Here is a 22,874-nt window from a genome sequence, read left to right on the forward strand (position 1 = left end):
ACTGCGCGCGCTTTTCCATCCTGTGAGTGTCGCGCAGCTTACGCATCTTCTGCACGTCACCGGTCTAGACCAAACACGGATGCAGTTTGGACTGGTCGCCACTATGTGGATGACTCAGAAGAAAAAGTATCTGCGGTGTGTTTTGTCAAATCGTTCTGAGCCGGATGTGCAGGAAAATTGAGCCACCCGCGCGGCTTAATTTGAGCCATATGCGCGGCCCAACCAGCTCGTCTGCCCTGTGTTGAATTGTGCGTGGCGTTGCGGTCTACTTCATCGTCGCGTTCGCGACCCTGTACGAGTCACCTTTGAAACGGACCATCCTGCCGTGGTGAACGGTCCGGTCAATGATCGCGGCAGCCATCTGGTCATCCCCAAATACCTGCCCCCACCTTGAGAACTCAAGATTCTACGTTTACACGATGCTGCGTTTCTCGTACGCGTCAGCGATCACTTGGAACAACAGCCTCGCCCCTTGGTTATCGATCGGGAGATACCCGAGCTCGTCAATGATGATCAGCTCATGCCAGTCGATCTGCGCGAGCTGTTTCTCTAACAGGCCTGCGGCGGCGGCCTGTCGAAGCTGCGCAACGAGCGCTGCCGCGGTCATGAATTTCACCCGCACCCCTTCCTGGCAGGCCCGGTGCCCCAGCGCGATCGCAAGATGAGTTTTCCCGGCACCCACTTCGCCGTAGAGCACGAGGTTCTCTCTGCTGTGGACGAACTCGAGGTTCTCGAGTGGGGGCGGCCCCAGTCCGGAGGCCAGTGCACGTTCTGCCAGTCATACCCCTCCAGAGACTTCAACACAGAGAATCCGGCTTGACGGATCAGGCGTGCCCGTTTCGAAGACTCCCGTGACTGCTGCTCCTGAGTGAATAGGCGGTGCAGGAACCTGCGCTGGCTCGCGCCCGCTTCCTCAACCACCAGATGGAGGACGCTCTTGGTGAACGGGAGCCCCTGCGCCAGCGCCAATACTTCCGCGGCGGTTGGTGGCGGTGTCGTCTCCGCAGGGCGCCCCGACGCAACACTGCCACCTCGGTGCTGTGCGTACTCATGCGCTTGTTCGTTCGGTAAGCCGGTCGTACACGCGAAGGTCGACTCTGCCCGCCCCGGGCTGGGCCGGTTCGGTGGTGCGTGTGGCACCCATTTCAACTTCTGCTTGGTTGATCGTTCGACCACCGGCAGCGATCTTCGCCATCACCTCGACCATCGCTTGAAACCCTGCCTGCCCGCTCACGTGCTGCAGTATCCGCAGGAGCCTGCGGGTCTCATGCGGGTCAGCCTGATCAAACACGTGCAGAAGCTCGGGCGGGAGGTGTTGGCGTAGCGGCGAGTTCCGCAACGCCCCGGGCTTTCGCGAAAGCCCCGGGATCAGCTGGGCCGGGTCATGGACCATCGTCGAGGTCGCCCCGTACGTGCGCGGATGCTCCGTGATGACCGTCCCGGTGAGCGTCGCGATGAGCACGGTGAACGCGCGCAACCCGACCTGCACCTACTGGCCGGCGTACTCGTTCCCCACGTGGTACTTCACCTCGTTGATCTGCAAGTTCCCGACGAGATCGACCCGGCGCGACGGCCACGTACACGCATCAAACCCGATGCCAGGTAGCGGCAGCATCGCCTGCCGATCGTCTTGAAACCATGCCCCGATGGTGTCATGCTTACGGTAATGCGTCGTCGCGAGAAGCCCATCGCAAGCGCTCAGCAGCACCGTGGTGAGCGCCGGCAAAGACTCCACGTGCGGGAGCCGGACCAGGAAGTTGCGTCGAATGTACCCGACCGCGTTCTCCACGCTCCCTTTCTCATTCCCCGAGCCCGGCGACGTAAAGCGCGCTTCCACCCGGTAATGCAGTTTGAACAGCTCGAACAGCCTGGTTGTGGTCACCCGCCTCACCCAGTCACGCTTACCGACCCCGGTTACGTTATCAAACACGATGGTGGGGGGGGCACCAGGCTGACATGCTCAAAAATGTGCCGTAGCCCCTCGCACACACACTCCGAGGTCTCTCCGGGGAACGCTGCCGCGTACCTCGCGTTCGAGTACGGGAACGTCAGCACGAGCACATGCACCCGGGTGCGCACCCCCTTGGATCACCACGTCGGCTTCGCCGAAATCTGCCTGCGCGATCCCAGGCTCCCACCACAGCTCGTTGAACCCCTCACCAGGCTGGCGGCATGACTGACGCCACCTCTTCACCCATCGCTGGGGCGTTGTACACCGGTCATGGATGGCAGCATGTGTGGTCCAGATTGACCGCGAGCCTGACCCGCATGCCCAAGGCCCCAGCGAAATCTGCGCTGACCGAGGCGATGCGCAGAGTTAGCCCGAGGCCGCTGCGCGAGCTGTTCACCCTCGTCGCTGGCCCTGCGCCACCCAGGTCTCCTCAGCGGTGAGATTCGCCGGCCGACTCGTTGTCGCGATCGATGGCACCCAGGTCCAGGTCGCAGATACCGAGATGAACCGGCTCGCGTTTCCCAAGCCTCCGAGCGGCCCGAACGGAGAAACCGGATACCCGACAGTCAGACTTCTGACACTCATCGCCACAGGCACCAGATCGGTGATCGCGGCCGTATTCGGATCCGATCACGTGGAAGAACTCAGCTACGCCGACCAGCTGACAACGGCGCTCCGCCAGGAATGTTGCTCCTCGGGGCCGGAACTTCACCACGTTCAAGCACTTCACTCGAATCAACACTGCTGGAGCCGATTTCCTGATCCGCGGCAAGACCGGTCGCGCGCAGGGCGTAATGAAACTCTCTTCCCGGAAGGAGACACACCCCAGCTACAGCTAGGCAACTTGAGCAGTCTCGGTGACGATCCTCAGCAAGCGCGCGTAATCACCGATTGCTGAAATGACGCTAGTCCTTACCTTCTCCCGTTCAGTTCTTGGGATCCTCCATGTGCAGCAAGATTGCCCTGAGCACCCTTGCCACGACTCAAATCGATGCACTAACCCGGAAGACCTGCTCACCTCTCGGCTGCATTAATAACCCGCCCCTTCCCTGGGGTTCTTGGATCTACGTACACCGCAGAAGATTCACTTGGCCCGCCTGCTTCTGGTTTGCTCCCAAACACCTGCATGCGAAGATGTAGAAAGACATCGACCACGAACCTTCTATTCAAGACTTGGAGTGCCCGTGTACGTTACACCCACCGTATGGCTCATCACGATCGCGGTAACCATCTTGTTCTTCGTGTATGAGTTTTTTGCGCACGTTCGCACACCGCACGCGCCAACCATCTTTGAATCCGCGCGCTGGTCAGCGTTCTATATTGGACTCGCGCTACTTTTTGGTGTGGGAATCGGCATCGTGAGCGGTTGGAAGTATGGCGGAGAATACTTCGCTGGCTACCTGACTGAGAAGGCGCTCTCTGTCGATAATCTGTTCGTCTTTCTGATCGTTATGTCTGCGTTTGCGGTGCCAAAGATCTATCAGCAGAAGGTGCTGATGATCGGGATCGTGATCGCTCTCATCATGCGCGGTATTTTTATCGCCGTGGGAGCGACGCTCATCTCGAACTTCTCGTGGGTGTTCTACGTTTTCGGTGCCATGCTGCTTTTTCTCGCTTATCGTCAGGCGTTCACCCACGGCGATTCAAATCCCGCGGAGGGCCGATTTATGCGCCTGGTGCGCCGTGTGCTTCCGGTGAGTGACGAATACAACAGCGACAAACTGTTCGCACGCATTGATGGGCGCATTTTTGTTACTCCCATGTTTCTCGTAATCATCGCCATCGGTTTTGTCGACCTAATCTTCGCGGTGGACTCGATTCCCGCCATCTTTGGTCTCACCGAGGAGGCCTACATCGTCTTCACGGCCAACGCGTTCGCCCTGATGGGTCTTCGCCAGCTGTTCTTCCTCATTGGAGGCCTTCTGGAGCGTCTCGTCTACCTCGCCCAGGGGCTTGCGGTGATTCTCGCCTTCATCGGAGTCAAGCTCCTGATTCACGCACTACACAAGAACGAATTGCCGTTTATCAATGGCGGCAACCCGATCAAGGTGATCCCCGAGATCCCGATCTGCTTGTCGCTGCTGTTTATTCTCGCCACGATCGCGGTCGCCACTGTGGCGAGCCTCGCGAAGACGCGACGCGATTCGAAGGATGTCGCGTAAGACACTGTGCCATGAACGCTTCTTGACTTCAGAAGCAATTGAGAAGACAGTGATTTCTCACCAACTCCGGGCTACAAACAAAGTGACGGGGGCACTGTAGCAATGGCTTCCACCGCGCTGGCGGTGGAAGCCGTCTTGTTTCTCGCTCAGCTCTCCTGAATAGACGGGAAAACCCAGCTACCATCAAGGACCTCTGCCCGCGGTCGGTACAGGCGCACGAGGTAGTTCCAGCCTTCAGGCGTGGGAATAACGTTGGGCGTTCCGATCGGCCAGTCCCCGAAGCGCACTGTCACCGATCCATCTGCGTTGCGCGCTCCCGTGATGTTGTTGATCGTGTAGACGCCGGACTGGTTGGGCTCAAAATAACCGGCGGCGTTATACACGGAAATCGACCAGAAGCCGTCGACCGGCACATCTGGCACCGTGAGTTGGTAGGTTCCCGCAGGTAACTTCGGGTTCACCCCGATATAGCTGGCCTCGCGCGATGGCAACCCACCCCAGCCAGCCGCTGTTCCGATGAGATGTCTGATCGGATCGGTCTCTTCGCGAGTTCCGAAGGTCCGCTCAAACCCGGTGAGGTTACTCGCAAGGACTAGAAGCGCGTTACGCGTGTCTGTGAACGACTTCTCGTCGTAATCTGGCATCTCAAATGAAATCGCGGAGTTGCTGCGGAGCTCCAATTGATCCTGAATCTCGGCAACGGCGGCGAGGTCAGCAGGATCGTTCGGATCCACAAGTGTTCGCACCGCAAGCACCACGTAGGGCGAACCGAACTGTTGCTGGGTCAGTTCGTGAGTGCCCACTTCGTGGTATATCCGGTTGATGTAGTGATCCTGATTCACCACCATGGCCGAAAGATAACGCTCCCCGTGCTCGGGAATGGCGAACAACGCCCCCTGCGAGATATCAACCACCGCGAAGCTGTAGAGCGTGTCGCGGTTCAGCCGGATGACAGTCTGATTGTCAATCGCGGCCGGTTGTCGGTTATGCAGGAAACGATTCACCCCACCAGCATCTCGCTGTAGGTCGTGAAACATGCGATCGTTCTCGGCACGGACAAAGTTATCTGAGTTCACAATGGCTGGCATGACGCCATCTTTACACGGCCGCTCAACGAAGCACCAGGGGTTTCATAACCTGCATGTTGGGGTTAAGTGAGCCACGAACCCGCGCAAAGTAACGGCGAAACATGGCAATTGCTAGTGTTTTTTGCTCACGCATACTGTGACGCTCGAGGGACGATGGTGAGCTTTGCTCGTGGCGGCCGGGCTGAACACACCTGAAATAACTACGCAGACAACTGCTGATTCACGCAGTATCCCTGCAAGGGTCACCTCAGAGGGGCCTCAACGCCGCACAGCTCGGATTCAGAGGCGGTCTCAACTGTTGCGCATCTGGGCTGACAGGCAAACCTTCTTGCACAGGCAGCGCAAGTGACGTTGCCGTTTGGAACCCGTCAACTCTCGCACTCCTTGACCGGTGTTGAGTTCATCGCTGTAATCTTACCTACACGTTCGGGTGCTGTTACCACAGCAGGTTTGGGTATCCACGGGCACGCATTGGGCCAGCACGGTTCTTCTAGATAGCGAGAGGCTCTCACTGCCTGCAAAACCAGGCCAACCCACGGCGCCTTCTCAACGGTAATGAGGGGGTACTAAGACAACTAACTGCGCCCTGCGGTTTGCACGCATGACCAAGAGCATGGCGCCCATGACAAGCGCGGCGAGAGCCCCTCCTGCAGCCAAACCTACGGGCGATTTAACTCCGGTTGTGGCCAGCATGCTTGTATGAGTCGACGTTTCAGCAGAAGCTGCCGGGAGGTGACGGGAAGAGTCACCGGGTCGGTAGAAGGAATTGATGCACCCTGGGTTTACCAGAGGTACCCAAAGAGGTCCCAAAAGAGTATTCTTGCCTCATGGGATAGCTATTCACGGTTTGTCAGCACTTGAATAATTCAGATACTGGCGAAACATTGGGAAGGAATAACAATGAAGTTATCATTTTCTCCGCGAGCCAGAATATTTGCCGCCGCCGCAGTTGTTCTGGCGGCTGGTGTGGGCGCCACGCTCGCAGCATTTACTGATAGCGGCAATGTTGAAACGACGTTTACCGCTGGATCGTTGGATCTTAAGTTCGACGGCGATGAGGATGGCAACCCGACCAACTATGTTGTTGATTTCAGTGCAGGATTCGACAACCTCGCGCCGGGTGACACGGTTACCCGCGACCTGCTGGTTTTCAATTCTGGAACACTGGACGCTCTACTCAGCCTCGGGACACCACAGATCACAAACTCCGCGGGAACACCTTCGCCGGCTCTGCAAGATTCACTCACCATGACTATCACCGACATAACTGTTCCGGCTTCTCCGGTTTCTGTCTATGACGGACCCCTCCCAAATTCAGGGTTCACTTCCTTGGACATATCCTCAGGTGGCGCCGCAAATGGCAGGACCCTTCAGATGGAAGTAACGCTTGACTCTGCTGCGCCTCCCTCGGTCGGGGACAAACCATTACGGTCGTGCTTCCGTTCACCGCGACCCAGTCATAGGCTTGAACGACATGAGGATAAGTCCATCGCGGCTGTTTACCCGAGCGACTTGGCAAGCTAAAAGCTTTGAGAAAGGGTCACAATGCAACACGCGGACTTTCTCTCTCAGGGTGGGATCGTTACTGACCCCACCGGAATTACATTTGGGAACATTCAACCGGGCGATGTAAATACTGCTCAGGCCACCTTAACTAACACGCGTGACGCGCCCATGAAGTTATCGGGTCTGCTTCAGCAGTCAGGGGACCTTTTTGAGGGAGAGAACCCTCTCACTGTTCAATTTCGCATTGATGGGGGTGAGATATGCCCCAACGAACCAAACGCAGTTTTGCCCCTTGGGAATGTCAGTATTTCGGTGACTGGAGAAATGCCCTTACGGCAGGAAATGAATACCAGCTAGCGACTGGTCAAGCCACTTACTACTTCACCGCGAATGAGATCACGCGAGAGGCTTGCTTTGGTAGCGAAACACCTAAGCCCACTGTTTCTGCTCCGCTGCCAGGTGGAGAGGGACTCCCTGTTACAGGGTCACCGTATGCACCTTTCATATCACTCGGTTTCACGCTCTTATTGAGTGCCGCGGTGCTGTTCTTTGTTCGTAGGCTTTGGAGGAGCAGACGATGCCAAAAGCCCACCTGAAAGGAACTCAAAGCGTCGCATCACTCACCGTTTCCAAGCGGAGGATCGTGGGTGCGCTGTTTGCGGTCTTGCTGGCACTTTTAACAACGATTACAACTGATCGCGCCAGTGCGTTGTTTAGTGACACTGGTGCTGTTCAGACGACCTTTGCCAGCACGGCCGCAGTTGAGCTCAGATTTGTTGGGGTGGCTGCCGGAGAGGGATACTCTCTGGGCTGGACCGCTGATGGAAATCTCTATGCGTGGGGCAGCAACGCGCAAGGGCAACTCGGACTCGGTGATCGCACGGCTCGCCTGCAACCCACACTCATTCCTTTTCCTCCAGGGACCCAGATCGTGGAAGCCTCCGCAGGAATCGACATGACCATCGCACTTACTTCAACGGGCGTTGTGTACACCTGGGGAAATCGGGATGTCACGGCAGGAACGGACCGACCTGAAATTGTGCCGTCACTCAGTGCCCTAGGGGTAACGGGAGTATCTGCAGGAGGCTATTTCTTTCTGGCATGGACTTCAAGTGGACAACTGTACTCGTGGGGCAACAACGGTTCAGGTCGGCTGGGACGGGCTGGGACGGGGAATGACAATACCCCCGCACGCGTGACTGCCCAATCACTCAACTCGAGGGTAGTGGTTGGTGCAGACGCAGGACGTGCAATGGGGGCGGCATGGGTAAGCGGAACCACAGGCACTACGCGAGTTTCGTTTTGGGGAGACCTTTTCGGATCCACGACTGGCCAAAGTGGCCTAGGGTTGCCAGAGGGGCAGTCGGTGCAAGGCCTCAATGTTGGGAGTCGGTACGCATTCGTTTGGACATCCAACGGCGAGCTGTATGGAGGAAACACGAACTCATTGAGCCGAGTTGCTGGAACAACCAGCTCCTTTATTGTAGGTGCCGAAGTGAGCGTGCCCTCGGCGGGAGCACTGAGCTACTTTGCCTGGGACCAAAACGGGGCGCTCCTCGCGTGGGGACTCAACTCTTCTGGCCAGTTGGGTCTCGGTGATGTCGCAGACCGAGCTAGCCCAACCTCGGTGAGCCTTCCTCCGGGGGCAAGCGTGTCTTCGCTCAATGTCGGATCAAACCACTCACTTTTTGCGGGTTCGAATGGCGCCTTTTCTAGTGCGGGAAGTAATGCCCAGGGTGCACTCGGCGACAACACTACTGTCCCAAGAAACACGTTCAGCGTTCCTGTCATCATACTGAGATGGCCGTGACCAAGAACATGCTTGACGCTCTTCACCGTGGTAGCAAAATACTGCTTAACCTTGCAGCAGTGCTTGGGGTAATTTGTGCGCTCGTTGCGGTGGTGGCTATTGTCTGGGGTGTTCGCCCGATTGTATTCTCAACGAATTCAATGTCGCCAAGCGTTCCCGCTGGCTCCCTTGCGTTTACGATCCCCGTCGACTCGGCAGTGATTGCTCCCGGAGATATCGTCAGTGCACAACGTCTTGGGGATGGAAAACTCGTGACGCATCGCGTAGTTTCAGTCGATCACAAAGAATCGAATACAACACTTATAATGCGCGGAGACGCAAACAGCAGTAACGACGCTGCTCCATACGACGTCTCAGATGGTGCCCAAAAAGTCATTTGGCATATTCCTCATGCCGGCGGGCTTGTCACGGTATTTCAATCTCCATGGATCATCGGCGGCGCCCTGGCCTTGCTCGTTATCGCACTGATTCCTAACAAGAAAGACAAGGACCGTGCTGTTGAGAAAACCCCACCGTCGTAAAGGCAATGGCCCGCGATTTTCCTGCGCTGATGATAGATGCGTTCAACGAGATATTACCGGGGTGGAGCGCGACCATCTCACGCTGCTCAATCTCAAGGGTAAGGCGTGTAGTCAGGCAGAGCTCTCACTCTGGCTGACCTCAGACATCCTCACCGCCGCGCAGAGGTAGAGACACCTCAATGTGCAGCCAGCGGTAGCAACAGCAACCTCCCCGCAACGATATTGCAGCTAAATACCAAGACTGAAAGGTGAGACGGAATAGCATGTCTCACATGGAACAGCGACAACTCGGACACTCACCGAAGCTTGCCTCGGTCGTGGGGCTTGGCACCTGGCAACTCGGCGCAGACTGGGGCGATGTCTCAGAAGCAGACGCTTTTACGGTGCTCGAAACCGCCGCCGCGGGCGGAGTAACGTTCTTTGACACCGCTGACGTGTATGGCGATGGCCGAAGCGAACAGCTCATCGGCCGTTTTCTCGACAGCAACAACCTGCGCGAGCGCATCACCGTCGCAACCAAGATGGGCCGGCGGCAGGAACAGGTCCCTGAGAACTACATCCTCGAGAACTTTAGACAGTGGATCGATCGCTCCCGCGTCAATCTCGGGGTGGATCAGCTCGACCTGGTGCAGCTGCACTGTCCTCCGAGCGCGGTGTACTCCTCCACAGTCGTCTATGACGCTCTCGATACCCTCGTTGAGGAGGGTGCCATCACAAACTATGGTGTGAGCGTCGAAACCGCGGCCGAGGCACTTGAAGCAATCAAGCACCCGGGTGTCGCCACCGTTCAGTTGATCGCCAACGCCTTCCGGCTCAAGGCCTTCGATCAGGTTATCCCCCAAGCCGCCGCCGCGGGCGTGGGCATCATCGCACGTGTTCCCCTCGCCTCAGGACTGCTGTCGGGGCGATACAGCGAAACCACTACCTTCGCCGAAAACGATCACCGCACCTACAACCGCGCAGGCGAAGCGTTCGATGTTGGTGAGACGTTCTCAGGTGTCGAATTCCCGACGGGGATCGCGGCCGCACGCGAGTTCTCTGCGCTCGTAAGCGAGCTGGCTCCTGCGGGTACTTCACCTTCCCAGGCCGCCATTGCGTGGCTCTGGCAGCAGCCGGGCATCACCACGGCCATTCCCGGGGCGCGCAACTCCGAGCAGGCACTGGCGAATGCCCAGGCCGGGCAGATGCCCGAACTCGGTGACAGGTTCACCGCTGGAGTGCGTGATATCTACGACCGTCTCATTCGAAGCTCTGTGCACGGCCGTTGGTAGCCGTCACCCGACCCCCAGGCAATCCACGCCACAACACACACCGAATACGAACCGGTTGGGTGTGGTTCGTTGCCCTCCTGGCGGTTACGCTCACGCTGCTGGTGGTGCTGCACCCGTTCGTACACGGGTCGCTCGGCACAATCATCGCGACCTCCCTGCCCTGGCTCGGCTGGATACTGCCCCTGCTCGGCATAGGCGCTCTCCTCTCGCGGAGCAAGCGGGCCTGGATCTTCGTCGTGTTGCCAACACTGGTGTGGGCTGCGATGGTCGGGTCCGTGTTGATCCCTATAGAAGCTGCTGGAGCCGACACCAAACACCAGCTCACCGTGGCCTCGCACAACGTGGAGGGAAACTCACACGCCGCAGCGCAGTCAGCACGCGACCTCGTCGCCGCTGGCGCTGAAGTGATAGCTCTTGTCGAACTCGCCGGGAACGACCGCGAAGCTGCGGACGCAGAGCTTGCCGAGTCTCACCCCTACTCGTACACGGTCGGCACGGTGGGCCTCTGGAGCGTGTATCCATTAGATCTAGAACAGTCGCTCGACCTCGGTCTCGGCTGGAAACGAGCGCTCTCCGCAGATGTCATTACCCCGTCAGGAACAGTGAGTGTCTACGTCGTCCACGCAGCATCGTTCCGCCCAGGAGATCAGCACGAACGCGACACGATGCTGCAAAGCCTGGGCGCTCTCATCCCCAAGGATCAGGCGAAACACCTCATCGTGATGGGTGACTTTAACGCTGCAACGTTCGATCCCGCGATGGCAACGATCCTCGAAACAGTCGAAGAACCGCACCAGTCCGATCTGTCGTGGGGATTCACCTGGCCCACAGAGTTTCCGGCGGCGAGGATCGACCACATCCTCGTTCGAGGTTTCACTCCCTTGGAAAACCACGTTCTTTCTGCCGGAAACAGCGACCACAAAGCCGTTCTGGCAACCCTGCAGTTTGACTAGGTTCTCAACCGTTTCTCAACTGGCCGAAGCTCCCCAGTTTCACCGCCACCACACCGAGAATCACGAGACCGGCACCAAACCACTGCAGCTCTGTCGGCACGATCGCGAGCAGCACGATGGGCCACACGATCCCAAACAGTGGTTCGGAGTACCCGTGAAGCTCGCGACGGTCGCCCCGAGGCGACGGGCCGCGGCCACACCCAGCACGTACGAAATAACGGTCGAGATCAGCACCAACCCCGCAACCACGAGCAGCGGCGAGACCTGAACATTGAGAAGCACCGCCGAGTTGGTCGTCACGGTGAAGGGAAGCAGCCCTGTCGAGCTCACCACTATAAGGCCAACTGCGCCGATGCAGAGCCCGAGCCCAACAAATGGAAGTGGCGGAATCCCGTGGTCAACGGATGCAGCGGCAGCGAAGTAGGCCGCGTTGCCAACCGCCGCGATAAGGGCGAACAGGATGCCGAGCGGGTGAAGCCCACCGCCGGTTGCGATTCCAGAAACCGCAACGAGACCAAGCACCGCGATGGCCGCACCAATCAGGGTGAGGTTTGAGGGCCGCACTCGCGTGCGCGCCCAAATCCAGAACACCAGCATCACGGGCCCCAGAAATTCAATAAGCAGAGCAAGGCTCGGTGGAATGAACTCCACCGCCATGAAAAACGCGAGTTGGCAGGCGACCACTGCCAACAGACCAAAGAGCAGAAGTGGCGCCCAGGCCCGACGCACGCTGCCCCATTTGCCACGCAGCATCAGGATCGTGGGTACCGCAAGCACGAGTGCAGCGAAGCTGATTCGCATGGTCACTGCGGCTCCTGGACTCCAGCCAGCTGACATGAGTGCGCTCGCGAAGGTACCGGACAGTGCAAAACTCGCGGCCGAACCCAGCGCCAGCAAAAACCCGGCCACAGGAAAAGACCGAACTGCTGTCACGCTTGTTTCCTCACCTTCAAGGATCGATCGCGCGGGCTCACGCGGTGCACCTGTTCCTAGAGCCTACTCCGCGGCGATCCACCACGGTGAGGCGAAAGCTCGGGCAACCCCTCAGCGGTCGTCGAGAGCCTTACCGCCGCGATCCACCAGACCCCAGGTCGCGGTGGCAGCGATCAAGAAGAACACCGCGAACACCACAAACGTGAGCCCTGCTCCCCAGCGAGCAACAGCACCGGTACCAGTAGGGGTGCGATGATCGAGGCGATCCTGCCGATCCCGCCGCCCAGCCTGAACCAGTCGCCCGCAAGGAGGTCGGATACAGTTCGGGGTGACCGCGTAAAGCGCACCCCAGGCGCCGAGATTAAAGAACGAGAGTGCCATGCCCGAGGCGATGATCGCAGCCTCCGCGTGCACCGTGCCGAACACGATTGCAGACACTGCAGACCCCATCAAGAACACCGACAGCGTGAGCCGCCGCCCCCATTTTTCAATGAGCCAGGCCGCAACGGCGTACCCCGGCAGCTGCGCGAGCGTAATGATCAGGGTAAACCCGAATGAACGCACCAGGCTGAACCCGGCATCGACGAGAATGCTCGGGATCCAAATAAATGCGCCGTAGTACGCGAAGTTCACACAGAACCAAACCGCCCAAATCGAGATGGTGCGGGATCGGAACTCGGTTGACCAGAGGGCAGCGATCCGGCCACCATTGGCCACGGGAGTCAGAGCGGGAGCAGGTTCAGCATCATTCGTGCCAAGACTTGCCGCGTATTCCCGACCCCTCGCCTGCCGCTCAAACGAGGCGACGATCCGCTCGGCTTCCTCTGCACGACCTTTGCCAAGCAACCAGCGCGGCGACTCCGGCAACCCCAGCGCACCGCGAGCGCGTACATCGCGGGAACCGCTCCGATTGCGAAGGCCCACCGCCAGCCGTCATCAGACGCCGGCACAACGAAGTAGCCGATTACAGCCGCGGCGGTCCAACCGACGGCCCAGAACGCCTCGAGAATCACGATGAGCCTGCCCCGCATGCGCGCGGGCGCGAACTCACTCACGTAGGTTGAGGCGACGGGGAGCTCGGCTCCGAGCCCGAGCCCGACGAAAAAGCGCAGCACCAGAAGCGCGGCGAGGCCACTCACAAGAGCACTCGCCCCTGTCGCAACACCGTAAACGAGCAGGGTGAGCGCAAACACCTGGCGGCGACCGATCCGATCCGCAAGCAAACCGCCGAGGCTCGCACCCACGGCCATGCCGGCGAATCCGATCGCGGCGATTAGGCCCCCTCTCCCTTTGTGATGCCCACTGCTGTGTGAGCGCGGCAAGAATAAAGGAGATGAGGCCGACATCCATGGCGTCGAGTGCCCACCCGATCCCTGATCCGGTGAGCACTCGACCGTGTTTGCGCGTAAACGGGAGAGCATCCAGACGCTGTGCGATGCTCCGACCCGACCCTGCTGAGTTTTCGGTCATGGGATTATCGTAGAGTGCGCACCGCCCAAATGCCCTCCCTTGAGTTGGCTACGTCTGCACTTCTCTCTGATCTGACACGACCGGATCCGGCATGAGCGCTAGCGCACCGGGACCGAGCTGTCTTTGTTGCAGGTGCGCGAGCATCTCCTGATGCTGGTGATACGCGTCAACGTCCCACTCGGCCTCTGCCATGGCGACTTTCCAAAGTCGCTTAGGTAAAGGAGGTTCGTCGCCACCCGCCGCTGGCTGGGAATGTCGATCGTCACGAACCACGTTATATAACGAGAGCAGAAACCTCGGCACGGCAAAATCTACAACTGAGGTGCCAGTTGGTTCCAGGTCTTCCATGCGCGAAGGAATTTCGTCGAGCGGCACACTATCGGCGACAAGCCGATCGTGCCGCCCGACAAACCCAAGCTGATTGGCGCTCTCGGGAATGAGCTGCAATCCGTCACGGGCAAACTCTGCTCGCCGCAGGTAGACGAGTTGATCGTGGTTGACCCTGGTCATGTTTCCCTCCCTGTGTTGGGTTGCGCCTCACCACCTTCAAACGCGCGAGCTAAAAGCCATCCTGCGTCGGAGTTTCCCAAGCACTAGCGCTGCCCCACCCGTTGCGCACAGGAGTAGCACTGACACCAACATTCCCGCCGCCAGGCCTGGCGAGCCGGTCATCGCGAGAGGGGTATCTTCTACCGTCGTGCGGTCGGTCGAGGAACAGGCCTCGTCCCCACCGGCACCATCACACTCGGCCGCTTTCACCTTGGCCGTATTGACCACAGAACCCTGCGCGGAGTCATTCACTCGAACCGTCACGTGCATAACCCGTGACTCGCTGGGCTGCAGATTGATTCCTGTCCAGGTCACACCACGGGTAGCGGTGTTGTATGTTCCGCCGTCTGTTGCCGAAACGAAGCTGACGTTTGCGGGCAGGTTGTCGATGACCGTTGCGTCGCTCACACTACTCGCGTCAGACGAGTTTCCGACCGTGATGTCGTAGGTGAGGTCGTCGCCCGGCCTCACAGTTTCGGCATTGTCTGTCTTCAGAACCCACACCTCAGCTACGGTTCGGTCAATATCGGTCGACTCACACTCTTTCCGCTCTGTCTCGGGCAGATCAACGCACTCGCCGTCGGTGGTAACGGTCGCGGTGTTGACAATCTTGGTGTCTCCCGGCAGTCCGGTGTGTACCTTCACAGTCACAACAATCGTGCGCGTCTCTCCATTCGCAATATCACCCAAGTCCCATTCGAGCCCCAGCGGGTTATCCACCGACACCACACCGACGATAGAGGTGGTAATAAGGTCAACATTTGCGGGGAGCACATCGCGCACCCGCACGTTTCGGGCGGTATTGCCACTCTTGTTACTGACAACCAACGAGTAGTTGAGCGTCTCTCCCGGCTTCACAATGACCTTGCCGTCGTCCTTCACAATCTCGACCCAGCCATCGTCTGGCTCCTGCTTGTCGACCTTGACGAATCCGGCATCGATCGTGCGATCAATGTACGGCGCCGTCACGCCATCCGAAGGCTCCGCAACTGTCGTATTGCCCTGATCAACTCCGAGGTCAAGGACCGCTGTCCACCCGGTGTTTGGATCCGCGTTGGAATCGACCTTGGGATCGGTCCCCGACTCCATACTTGTCGTTTTGTATCCCTCGGGGCAGTGAAATGCACGGTGTACTGACCCGCGGGAAGATTGTCAAAGTGGTAGTAACCGTTCGCATCGGTCAGCGTGGGCAGCACTTCAGCTCCGGTGAGGTCAGTCACCGGGTTGCCCTTGGCGTCAGCGAGCGTTACGGTGACCCCGGGCAGCACCTGCTCATCGGAGTCTTGTACACCGTCGCGATTGGCATCGATCCAGGTGTAGTCGCCGATGGCGAAGCTGTCAGCCTTGGTGAGCTTGGTGACAGTATTCACTAGCGAGAACCGGAACGTGCCCTCACCCACAATTTTGAGATCAACCGATGTTCCATCAGGAGACACCACAACATTCGGGTTGGTAGTGGCCGAGAACTTCGGCGCGCTCCATTCATACTCCGGGGTATTTGTTGGCATAACCTCTTCCAGGTGCACCTCGGTGCCCTCGGGTAGGTCACTCACGCCCTGAGGCGCACCCCCGGCAAGCAGGTCCAAACCTACCTCGCGGGACGTACCCCGGGCTCGGTGATGGTTGCGGTCACACGGTAGCTCGTCGCTACGGGGACTTCTGCTGCGCCGTCTCCATTCAGGTTCTCCTTGACAACAACAAAGCCGCCCCGCCCATCTCCCTGAGCGTTGCCACCACCTACAGTCTTGTACTCCACCGTTTTACTTCGGACAACTCCGTTGAGCGACGCAGTGTTGTTAAATACGTCACCGAGCACAAGGTTGCCGGGGTGGTTTACAGAGGTCACATAAGAGAACCGGTAGATACGGTCCTGCTGAATTGGCTGCTGGAGGGTGGCGGTAAACGAATGGGCGTCTTGAGGAACGAGCGCCCACTGGGTCGACGGAACGCTTACCCAGTTCTGTGCGTTCCAGCCTGCTTGCGTGGCCTCAATACTCGTAAATTCCGGGGCTTGTGTACCCGACTCAACCAGCGTCAGTCCATCCGAAAAAGTGTCCTGAATAGTCAGCGGGTTTGTCTCTCCTGCAAAGGACCCTGGAAAATCGACAACCCACTTAATTGCGGAGCGCTCAGAGTTTGCCCAATAGCCATGTTTTCCCGGCTCGCTGGGAACTGGCCCAAAGTCCTGTGGTCCAATTACAGAGTTCTCTGGCAAGGAAACAATAACGGGGTTGCCGTCTACGAGAATAGATACCGTCGACTCAGTCGTCTCGGCAACGGCATCAACTCGGATCCAGAGCGAGCCGTGCACGTTGTCGTGTGTGTCTACATAGTCGCTCAGCACACAAACGAGCTTGGGGCCGGCGGAGCTGGTAATCGGAGTCAACGTACAAGTGCCTGCAGACTCATTGCTACCGGCCACCTTCAGATCGATGACCCCTGCGGTCGCTTGGAAGGTCTTAGGCAACTGCATCGAGAAGGTGTCCCCGGCGCTGGCGTTCAGGCCCTGGAGACTCCAGTCGAGGTCGATCTGCGTGACCTGCCGAACCAGCAGCGGGGAACCCGGAGCCGTTACGTTAGTAATAACGATCGAGTCAGGATCAATCGCGTGTACTTCGGCGGCTTCCGCGGAAGCGCTCGGAAGCAACGCACCGGCAACCATGCCTACCGTCGTCACAAGGGCCATCGCGACTCGGCTCACACCCTTTCGTTCTCCTCTTGGTTTGAGCCTCGATCGTCCAAACTTCATGGCTGCCTTTCTTAGGTTCCCCCGGTTGTAATCAGTGTTGAAGGACCAATGGACGCACTGCAGAATCGCGCGCTCCAACAAAGCCCTTCACACACAAGAGTTCGCAAAAATCGTTTGGTTCCGATTTTTCGAAAAAGTTTCGAGTTACCCGTTCCCCCAAAGTAACCGGCACAGATAGGCGAAGTTGCCACTCAATATCCGTTCGTATAGTCTGACTTCGCTTACAGAGAAAACACCGACAGCACGCGGAGAAACCACCGATAGTGCACTCTGAGAGCTATTTAGTCAATGCCGGGGGCCTAAATACCGTGTCAGAAGCCAACTTTGCCGTTGCTACGGAAGCGGATCTCGCCTCCTATTTCACGGCCTCAAGAACCGGGCTCGTGAACTTTGCCCAATCGCTCACGCGCGACCGTGGACGCTCAGAAGATATCGTCGCAGAAGCTTATATACAGGTGGTCGGAATGATCCGACGTGGCAAAGGTCCCACAGCCGAAAAACTTGAGCCCTACGTAAAGGTCTGCGTGAGAAACGAGGCCTTTCGACAGGCTAAACGCAACTCGAACGAGGTACCAACGCCCATTATCGAGGCACTCGTTGACGAGATGATCGAGACCGTCAGCGAGCCTGATCACAACGGGACCTGGGACGAAGAGGCAGCAACACGGGCGTTTCACACGCTGAGCCCCCGCTCGCAATCCATCCTGCGCCTCACGACGATTCAGGGCCAGCGAGTCTCTGCTGTGTCAGAACAACTCGGGATGAGCGAACGAGCCGTCGTAAGTGCCGCCTTTCGCGCCCGCCAGAATCTTCGCACTCGCTACCTGGTGGAGGTTACGGCGGACTCGCACAACTGCCGGGACATTCGGATTGACTATCTCGCTAGTTTTGCGCGCGACCAGGCATCCACCCGTCGGGAAAAGAAGATCTCCGCCCACATTCAGCACTGCTCCTCGTGCGAACAGACTCTGCGGCGTATGCGGGCCCTCAGACTCCCAGCTACGGTGATCGTTGGGATCGCGGCCACAGCTTCAGTCATGTCGCCTCACGCCGGGTCATCGGCCCAGGCTGCTGAACTTGCACAGAAGGACCAGGCGCTCCAGGCTATCGGTAGCGGCTCAGGATCAGCCACCCCAAGATAATTTTGGGCGCCTCCATTTTGGCGTTACTCACGGCCGCTGCCTTTCTCTTCGTCTTTGTGCAACCACGCGATTCCACACCTTCGACGTCAGATAACACAGCCTCACAACTAGACTCCACAAATAGCGACGAATCGGCGGGCTCTTCCACTCAGCAGCGAGACGGCACCGAGACCCATCCCACAGACACGTCTCGCCCGGGTTCCCCTAATTCCACCAGCACCTCCGATAGCGATCAAGAGGCCTTTCCGGACGGCGTACACAGTGTTAAGTGGGGAGACGCTCCTGCAAACTACACCGCTGGGCAGACGGGAGCACGCTTGTTGTTGTCGGTTCGGTTCGACAACTCGGGCACTCCAGCAGACTACGACGTCGTCGTCACACTGCCCGAGGGTGTCACACTTGTTCGTGCTTCGGCTGGTTGCACGGCAAACGGCTCAGAAGTCAGGTGCGACCCACCCGATAATCTGAGACCAACGGACCTCTTCAGCCTGCAGTTTTATGTCGATCTTGACAGCTCCTTCTCAGGAGGCTTGCCGACCGCGGACCTCGTGAACAGCGGGTCGTAGCTTGCACCGAACTACACCCGACGGTAGGCGAGGTCTCGGATCGCCCGCCCCTTTGCCGCACCCTTCTGTTCAAAGGCGGTCAACACTCGTCCGTCGAATCGCTCGGCCCAGTCTCCCGCGAATTCGCGGGTGAAATCGGGGGCTGCATCGAGCACCTCACGCATTTGCTCGGCATAGTCCTCCCAGTCGGTTGCGAGCCGCAGCATGCCGCCGGGGCGCAGTGCGTGCGCTGAGATCCTCGCAAAATCTAGGTTCACCAGGCGGCGCTTCTGATGCCGAACCTTCGCCCACGGGTCGGGGAAAAACACCCACAGTTCGTCGACAGAACCGGCTGGTAATCCCTTCTCAAGCAACTCGGGAGCATTCACCTCAGCCAGCCGAAGGTTGCTCAGTTCGGCGGTCTCCGCACGAATAATCGTGCGTGCGAGACCGGCACGAAACACCTCAACCGCAAGGAAATTCTTCTCGGGGTGTTCCGTTGCAGCGTGCAGAATGGCGTGCCCCTGCCCAGATCCAACCTCAACAACGAGCGGGGCCTCACGACCGTAGAGCTCCACAAGATCAAGTGTGGACCCCTCAGCGACGCTGGTAGCCGCAAGCCCTCGCGGCACGTCGATCACGTACTTGGTGTGGTGTTCGACCCAGGCACGCTCTTGCGACGGGGTCATCCGCCCACTGCGGCGCACAAACGACACCGGCTTGTCTCGAAACGTGTTCGGCTCAGAGTTCTTCTGCGGCAAAGGCTGCGCGGGCTGTTCAGTCACCCCACAACGCTAGCTGGGCCTTCGCGGCAGCGCAAAGTGTGCGCTGCCGCGAAGGGTCAGTCTTGTGGGTTGTTGGGTTCGTTTGAACTCCGACGGCGCCGCAACAGCACGAGCGTCGCACCAACACCGAGAAGAACCGCCGCCGCGATTACGCTGCCCCAGAGCGGTGCACCGCCCGTGATGGAGAGCCCGCCGGCTCCCGGAGTTGATCCCGGACCCGTTGTTGTGCCGGGGCCACCCGTTGGGGCACTGTTGGTGGTGTAGTGGGCGGAGTTGCCGGCGGCATGGGCGGTTCTTCTGCCGCGGTGAAGTCCGCTTCGGTCGAGTTGTTCTCGAGCGCGGGATCGGGCACGGGTCCCGTGACCGAAGCGCTCACCGTGCCAGTCTCACCGTCTGCCCCAAGGGTGAGGTGCAGCGGAAGTGTCGTAGAGCTTCCCGAGGCGAGCGGACCCGTCGAGGTGCAGGTCACGTCATCGCCCTGAGCCTCACAGCTCCATTCTGTGGCCGCGGCAGCCGCGGGAGCGTTCGCGTCACGAGTAGCCGATCCATCGATGCTGATTGGAAAATCGGGGGTCGAAGACACTTTCACAGTCGCCGGAGACTCGCTCGGACCGTTGTTGGTCACGGTCAGCGGGAGTGGAATCTCAGAGCTTGGTGTGCCCGTCTTGCCGGTCATCGCGACAGCCAGGTCCGCCACGCTGAGGGTCACACCCACCGGCGTTGGCTCGGCAACAAATGCCGCGCCCGTGTCTTCACGCACCGCTGAGAAGGCAACGGAGTTGAACGCGGTTTGTGCGGCGGGAGTGTCTTGGCCAATCTGCATGGACCAGTCAAAGACTGCCTGGTCCCCTGCGGGAAGTGAAGTGCCGGCGTCCTGCACAAACTTCAGCGCGCGCACGGCGCTGAAATCGCTCGGGGTTGCCGTCCAGTCGTCCACACAGTTGATCGCCGTTGGGTTCACCTCGGGTCGACACGGGTTAGTAGACTCAGAGTACTCAACGCTGAACCCTTCGGGAATCGTTACAGCACCCTGCAACACAGGGGCAAACTGAGAACCGCGCGGGATCGCTGCAGCAGCGGCACTCACACCGGTGTCGCCGACGAACGGCAGGATGTCGTAGAGCACAACGTCGTTGAGCGCCACGTTACCCGTGTTCGAGATCGGCAAGCGATAGGTCACGTCACTACCGGCTTCGGTCTTTCCGACTGTCGGTGCGGTGACAAAGTCGCTGTCGAGCGACCCCTGAACGGAGAGAGTCGAACTCAGCGAAGCTCCCGTTCCGGTGGGTGCCGTCGCGCTGCCACGAAAGGCGATGGAGTCAACCGTACCACCGGGCAGTACACCCCGGTCGTCGCGCACAATGCCATCCCACTGCGATGCGGCGGAGTCGAGCGGCACGTAGCTCGCAAACGGCGCCGTGCTAATAGGTCCATCCGCATCACCAAGATACATTCCCGCTGAGATCTGGCCCGCGGGAGCAGTGGTCACCACAGTGCTTATGACAAGGCCACAGTTGAGGTAGCCGCTTGGCTCGAGCGCCGGTGCTCCCGGCCAGGTAATCGTCAGCACATCTTGGCCGTCGACGGCATTCTTTTCCACCGAAGTGGTCGGGTTCTCGTAGCCTGCGGTCGGCGTGCAGCCCCACTCAGAGCCACTCCACTTGACTGGGTTATCCGCGAGCTTTGTGCCCTTGGGAATAACAAAGGCAACAACAGGCTGGAGGGCCCTACCGCCGGGCGAACCATTGCTAATGTACGAGTTCCACTCCACGGTGTCTCCTGGCCGGTACACGGTCGAACCCGTAGGTCCCTGCAAATACACGTTCGCGTAGATGAACGGATCAACGACTTTGTAGCTACCGCACCCGGAAGCCGGGTAGGTTGTTCCGCTAGCTGAGGTGAGCGTCGCAGTTGCGCACAACTGCACGCTCGTAGCATCAGGGTCTGTTGTGACACCCTGCAATCCGCTCGAACGGCTCGACACCGGTTCGAGCGCCCCATAATCAATCTCGACGTGAGTGAGTCGCGCGTCTTCCGGCAGACCAAGCGTTTGCAGCGTCACTTGCTCGGAGTCAGAGGCAGTGTAGCTTCCTGTGGCACCCGACGCGGCCGTCCAGCGAAAGGTTTCGCCGTTATCCAAGTAGGTGCTTGTAAAGATGAACGCCGCGGGCAGGTCAGCGGCGATATATGCGTTCGCCGCCGCTACTGTGCTGTTGTAGTTGTTCAGATAGAGGCTGAACGAATACGGCGCACCCCTCGCCACACTGTTATCAATGTAGCTGTAGTTTGAGGTGAGCACCTGCACATAGGGCTGGATCTTCTCGACAAATGTCTCAAGCGTAACGCTGTCGCTCCGCGAAACGCCCATGGGCTTCCCCGACATAGAAGTACCGGCACCCTCAGTGAGCACTTGCACGGTTTGTCTATCGCTGAACGCCGTCGAGGGAAAGCGCACTTTCATGCTGACGCTTCGCTGACCCGGCTGATAGCTGCTGTTATTTGCCGGCAAATTTTCCCAAGTTACAACGTTGCCAACGACACTCGCTGCGGCGGGTTCTGCGGAGACAAACTCCGTGCCCGGTGGCAGCGTTATTTTGTATGTGTCGAGTGAGTCGATTCCCTCGACGCCCACGGCCGAGGGATCCGTCAGCCCGATGTATCCAGTGAACGTGAGATCCTGATCGAGATAGTTAAAGCTTCCGGTGTAGAGCTGCGCCGCCAAAGTGCGGTTCGGTGCACTGAGGCTCATGGAGGCGCTGGCGGAGCTGGCGGGCAGATTGCTGCCGCTCGCGTTCACATCAACCTTGAGAGTCGCACCGTCGGGTGTTGTCTGAGTCGTGGGGTCATGCTGATTCCCAAAGAGCCGGTAGAGCCCGCGGGCAAGGACGACTTCATGGTGAACTGAGCGGTCCCGTCGAAGGTGATGCTCGATGATTCAACATCGGGAGAGTTGGTGAGTGACGGAGTATGCCACCAGTTGTATCCCCAGTTGGGGGCACTCGCGTCCACATATTGCGGCAGCGGCACCTTGATGACCGCGCCCTCACAGGGCACAGCACCAACACAAGAGTAACCGATAGTGAAACTCGCGTTGGTGCCCGTCTGAGCGCTGGGTGTGTCAGCGGTGATAGATACCGTCAGAGAAGACGGATCGGCGGCGAAGGCCGTCGAAGTTCCAATACTGAGCCCGGCTACGGCAACGAGAATTACACAGATTCCCGCCCAAACACGTTCAGTTTTAAGCCGCGAATTTGCAGCGGTCATCCAGTTCCAAACTCTTCGTTGCATGCCGTTCACCCTCGACCTCCAAGGTTGACAGAAGCGCGCATTCCTTTAGTAGATGTGCAAAATTCCCTGATTTCACACAGGCAGCACCTCTCAGCCCAGTCCCCACTAGGCTTCAATGAGAAGTGTCAAGCTCGCCGAGCCTACATCGCAA

General features: G+C 58.9%; 20 protein-coding genes and 2 pseudogenes. 9 read left to right on the plus strand and 13 right to left on the minus strand.

The window, feature by feature from the left end; genetic code table 11:
* Positions 1-265: 265 nt before the first annotated feature.
* The 3 genes and pseudogenes from G7066_RS16405 to G7066_RS11515 all read right to left on the minus strand — a co-directional run bounded on the left by G7066_RS16405 (position 266) and on the right by G7066_RS11515 (position 1,930).
* A pseudogene (locus tag G7066_RS16405) lies at positions 266-697 on the minus strand (ATP-binding protein).
* Positions 698-1,048: 351 nt separating this feature from the next.
* Positions 1,049-1,477: a hypothetical protein gene (locus tag G7066_RS11510; RefSeq protein ID WP_166331215.1), complete on the minus strand. Its 429-nt coding sequence runs from the start codon at positions 1,475-1,477 to the stop codon at positions 1,049-1,051.
* A 12-nt stretch (positions 1,478-1,489) separates the two neighbouring features.
* On the minus strand, positions 1,490-1,930 hold the full coding sequence (locus G7066_RS11515; protein ID WP_166331217.1) for a transposase: 441 nt from the start codon (positions 1,928-1,930) through the stop codon (positions 1,490-1,492).
* A 242-nt stretch (positions 1,931-2,172) separates the two neighbouring features.
* Between G7066_RS11515 and G7066_RS11520 the strand changes: the two genes are divergently transcribed.
* Positions 2,173-2,391: a transposase domain-containing protein gene (locus G7066_RS11520; RefSeq protein ID WP_166331219.1), complete on the plus strand. Its 219-nt coding sequence runs from the start codon at positions 2,173-2,175 to the stop codon at positions 2,389-2,391.
* Between the two features lie 744 nt (positions 2,392-3,135).
* The gene (locus G7066_RS11525; protein ID WP_166331221.1) at positions 3,136-4,113 is read left to right on the plus strand and encodes a TerC family protein; all 978 of its coding nucleotides are present in this window, start codon (positions 3,136-3,138) and stop codon (positions 4,111-4,113) included.
* 146 nt (positions 4,114-4,259) lie between these two features.
* Here G7066_RS11525 and G7066_RS11530 read toward each other — a convergent pair whose 3' ends face one another.
* Positions 4,260-5,201, minus strand: coding sequence for a DUF1214 domain-containing protein (locus G7066_RS11530; protein WP_166331223.1), 942 nt, complete (start codon positions 5,199-5,201; stop codon positions 4,260-4,262).
* Positions 5,202-6,101: 900 nt separating this feature from the next.
* Between G7066_RS11530 and G7066_RS11535 the strand changes: the two genes are divergently transcribed.
* The 5 genes from G7066_RS11535 to G7066_RS11555 all read left to right on the plus strand — a co-directional run bounded on the left by G7066_RS11535 (position 6,102) and on the right by G7066_RS11555 (position 11,262).
* Positions 6,102-6,725 carry a TasA family protein gene (locus tag G7066_RS11535; RefSeq protein ID WP_166331225.1) on the plus strand — a complete coding sequence of 208 codons (624 nt, stop codon included), beginning with the start codon at positions 6,102-6,104 and terminating at the stop codon, positions 6,723-6,725.
* Positions 6,726-7,284: 559 nt separating this feature from the next.
* The gene (locus G7066_RS11540) at positions 7,285-8,517 is read left to right on the plus strand and encodes an RCC1 domain-containing protein (RefSeq protein ID WP_166331227.1); all 1,233 of its coding nucleotides are present in this window, start codon (positions 7,285-7,287) and stop codon (positions 8,515-8,517) included.
* Positions 8,508-9,038 carry a signal peptidase I gene (locus G7066_RS11545; RefSeq protein ID WP_166331229.1) on the plus strand — a complete coding sequence of 177 codons (531 nt, stop codon included), beginning with the start codon at positions 8,508-8,510 and terminating at the stop codon, positions 9,036-9,038. The genes G7066_RS11540 and G7066_RS11545 overlap by 10 nt, the downstream gene beginning before the upstream one ends.
* 272 nt (positions 9,039-9,310) lie before the next feature.
* Positions 9,311-10,309, plus strand: coding sequence for an aldo/keto reductase (locus G7066_RS11550; protein WP_166331231.1), 999 nt, complete (start codon positions 9,311-9,313; stop codon positions 10,307-10,309).
* 59 nt (positions 10,310-10,368) lie between these two features.
* Complete coding sequence (locus G7066_RS11555; protein ID WP_166331233.1) at positions 10,369-11,262, plus strand: endonuclease/exonuclease/phosphatase family protein; 894 nt, start codon at positions 10,369-10,371, stop codon at positions 11,260-11,262.
* Between the two features lie 60 nt (positions 11,263-11,322).
* Here G7066_RS11555 and G7066_RS11560 read toward each other — a convergent pair whose 3' ends face one another.
* From G7066_RS11560 to G7066_RS11580, 6 genes and pseudogenes are all read right to left on the minus strand, one after another.
* On the minus strand, positions 11,323-12,195 hold the full coding sequence (locus G7066_RS11560; protein ID WP_244302956.1) for an EamA family transporter: 873 nt from the start codon (positions 12,193-12,195) through the stop codon (positions 11,323-11,325).
* 111 nt (positions 12,196-12,306) lie between these two features.
* Positions 12,307-13,665: pseudogene (locus G7066_RS11565) on the minus strand (MFS transporter).
* A 48-nt stretch (positions 13,666-13,713) separates the two neighbouring features.
* A complete protein-coding gene (locus G7066_RS11570; protein WP_166331236.1) occupies positions 13,714-14,175 on the minus strand; it encodes a hypothetical protein in 462 nt (153 codons plus the stop codon).
* Positions 14,176-14,211: 36 nt separating this feature from the next.
* Positions 14,212-15,183, minus strand: coding sequence for a DUF11 domain-containing protein (locus tag G7066_RS11575; protein WP_244303405.1), 972 nt, complete (start codon positions 15,181-15,183; stop codon positions 14,212-14,214).
* Positions 15,180-15,767: an SdrD B-like domain-containing protein gene (locus tag G7066_RS16410; RefSeq protein WP_244302957.1), complete on the minus strand. Its 588-nt coding sequence runs from the start codon at positions 15,765-15,767 to the stop codon at positions 15,180-15,182. The genes G7066_RS11575 and G7066_RS16410 overlap by 4 nt, the downstream gene beginning before the upstream one ends.
* A 35-nt stretch (positions 15,768-15,802) precedes the next feature.
* Positions 15,803-16,915 (minus strand): Ig-like domain-containing protein, encoded by a 1,113-nt coding sequence (locus tag G7066_RS11580; RefSeq protein ID WP_166331240.1) that lies wholly within the window; start codon positions 16,913-16,915, stop codon positions 15,803-15,805.
* A gap of 356 nt (positions 16,916-17,271) precedes the next feature.
* On the opposite strand from G7066_RS11580, the gene G7066_RS11585 reads away from it, so the two are divergent.
* Both G7066_RS11585 and G7066_RS11590 read left to right on the plus strand, forming a co-directional pair.
* The gene (locus G7066_RS11585) at positions 17,272-18,105 is read left to right on the plus strand and encodes an RNA polymerase sigma factor (protein WP_166331242.1); all 834 of its coding nucleotides are present in this window, start codon (positions 17,272-17,274) and stop codon (positions 18,103-18,105) included.
* Positions 18,106-18,122: 17 nt separating this feature from the next.
* Positions 18,123-18,671 carry a hypothetical protein gene (locus G7066_RS11590; protein ID WP_166331244.1) on the plus strand — a complete coding sequence of 183 codons (549 nt, stop codon included), beginning with the start codon at positions 18,123-18,125 and terminating at the stop codon, positions 18,669-18,671.
* 11 nt (positions 18,672-18,682) lie between these two features.
* Here G7066_RS11590 and trmB read toward each other — a convergent pair whose 3' ends face one another.
* The 3 genes from trmB to G7066_RS11605 form a co-directional block, all read right to left on the minus strand.
* A complete protein-coding gene (gene trmB / locus G7066_RS11595; protein ID WP_166331246.1) occupies positions 18,683-19,435 on the minus strand; it encodes a tRNA (guanosine(46)-N7)-methyltransferase TrmB in 753 nt (250 codons plus the stop codon).
* Between the two features lie 148 nt (positions 19,436-19,583).
* Positions 19,584-22,184: a DUF11 domain-containing protein gene (locus G7066_RS11600; protein WP_166331248.1), complete on the minus strand. Its 2,601-nt coding sequence runs from the start codon at positions 22,182-22,184 to the stop codon at positions 19,584-19,586.
* Positions 22,185-22,228: 44 nt separating this feature from the next.
* The gene (locus G7066_RS11605) at positions 22,229-22,699 is read right to left on the minus strand and encodes a hypothetical protein (RefSeq protein WP_166331250.1); all 471 of its coding nucleotides are present in this window, start codon (positions 22,697-22,699) and stop codon (positions 22,229-22,231) included.
* Positions 22,700-22,874: the final 175 nt, after the last annotated feature.

It is taken from the genome of Leucobacter coleopterorum (assembly GCF_011382985.1).
GTDB classification, from domain to species: Bacteria; Actinomycetota; Actinomycetes; order Actinomycetales; family Microbacteriaceae; genus Leucobacter; species Leucobacter coleopterorum.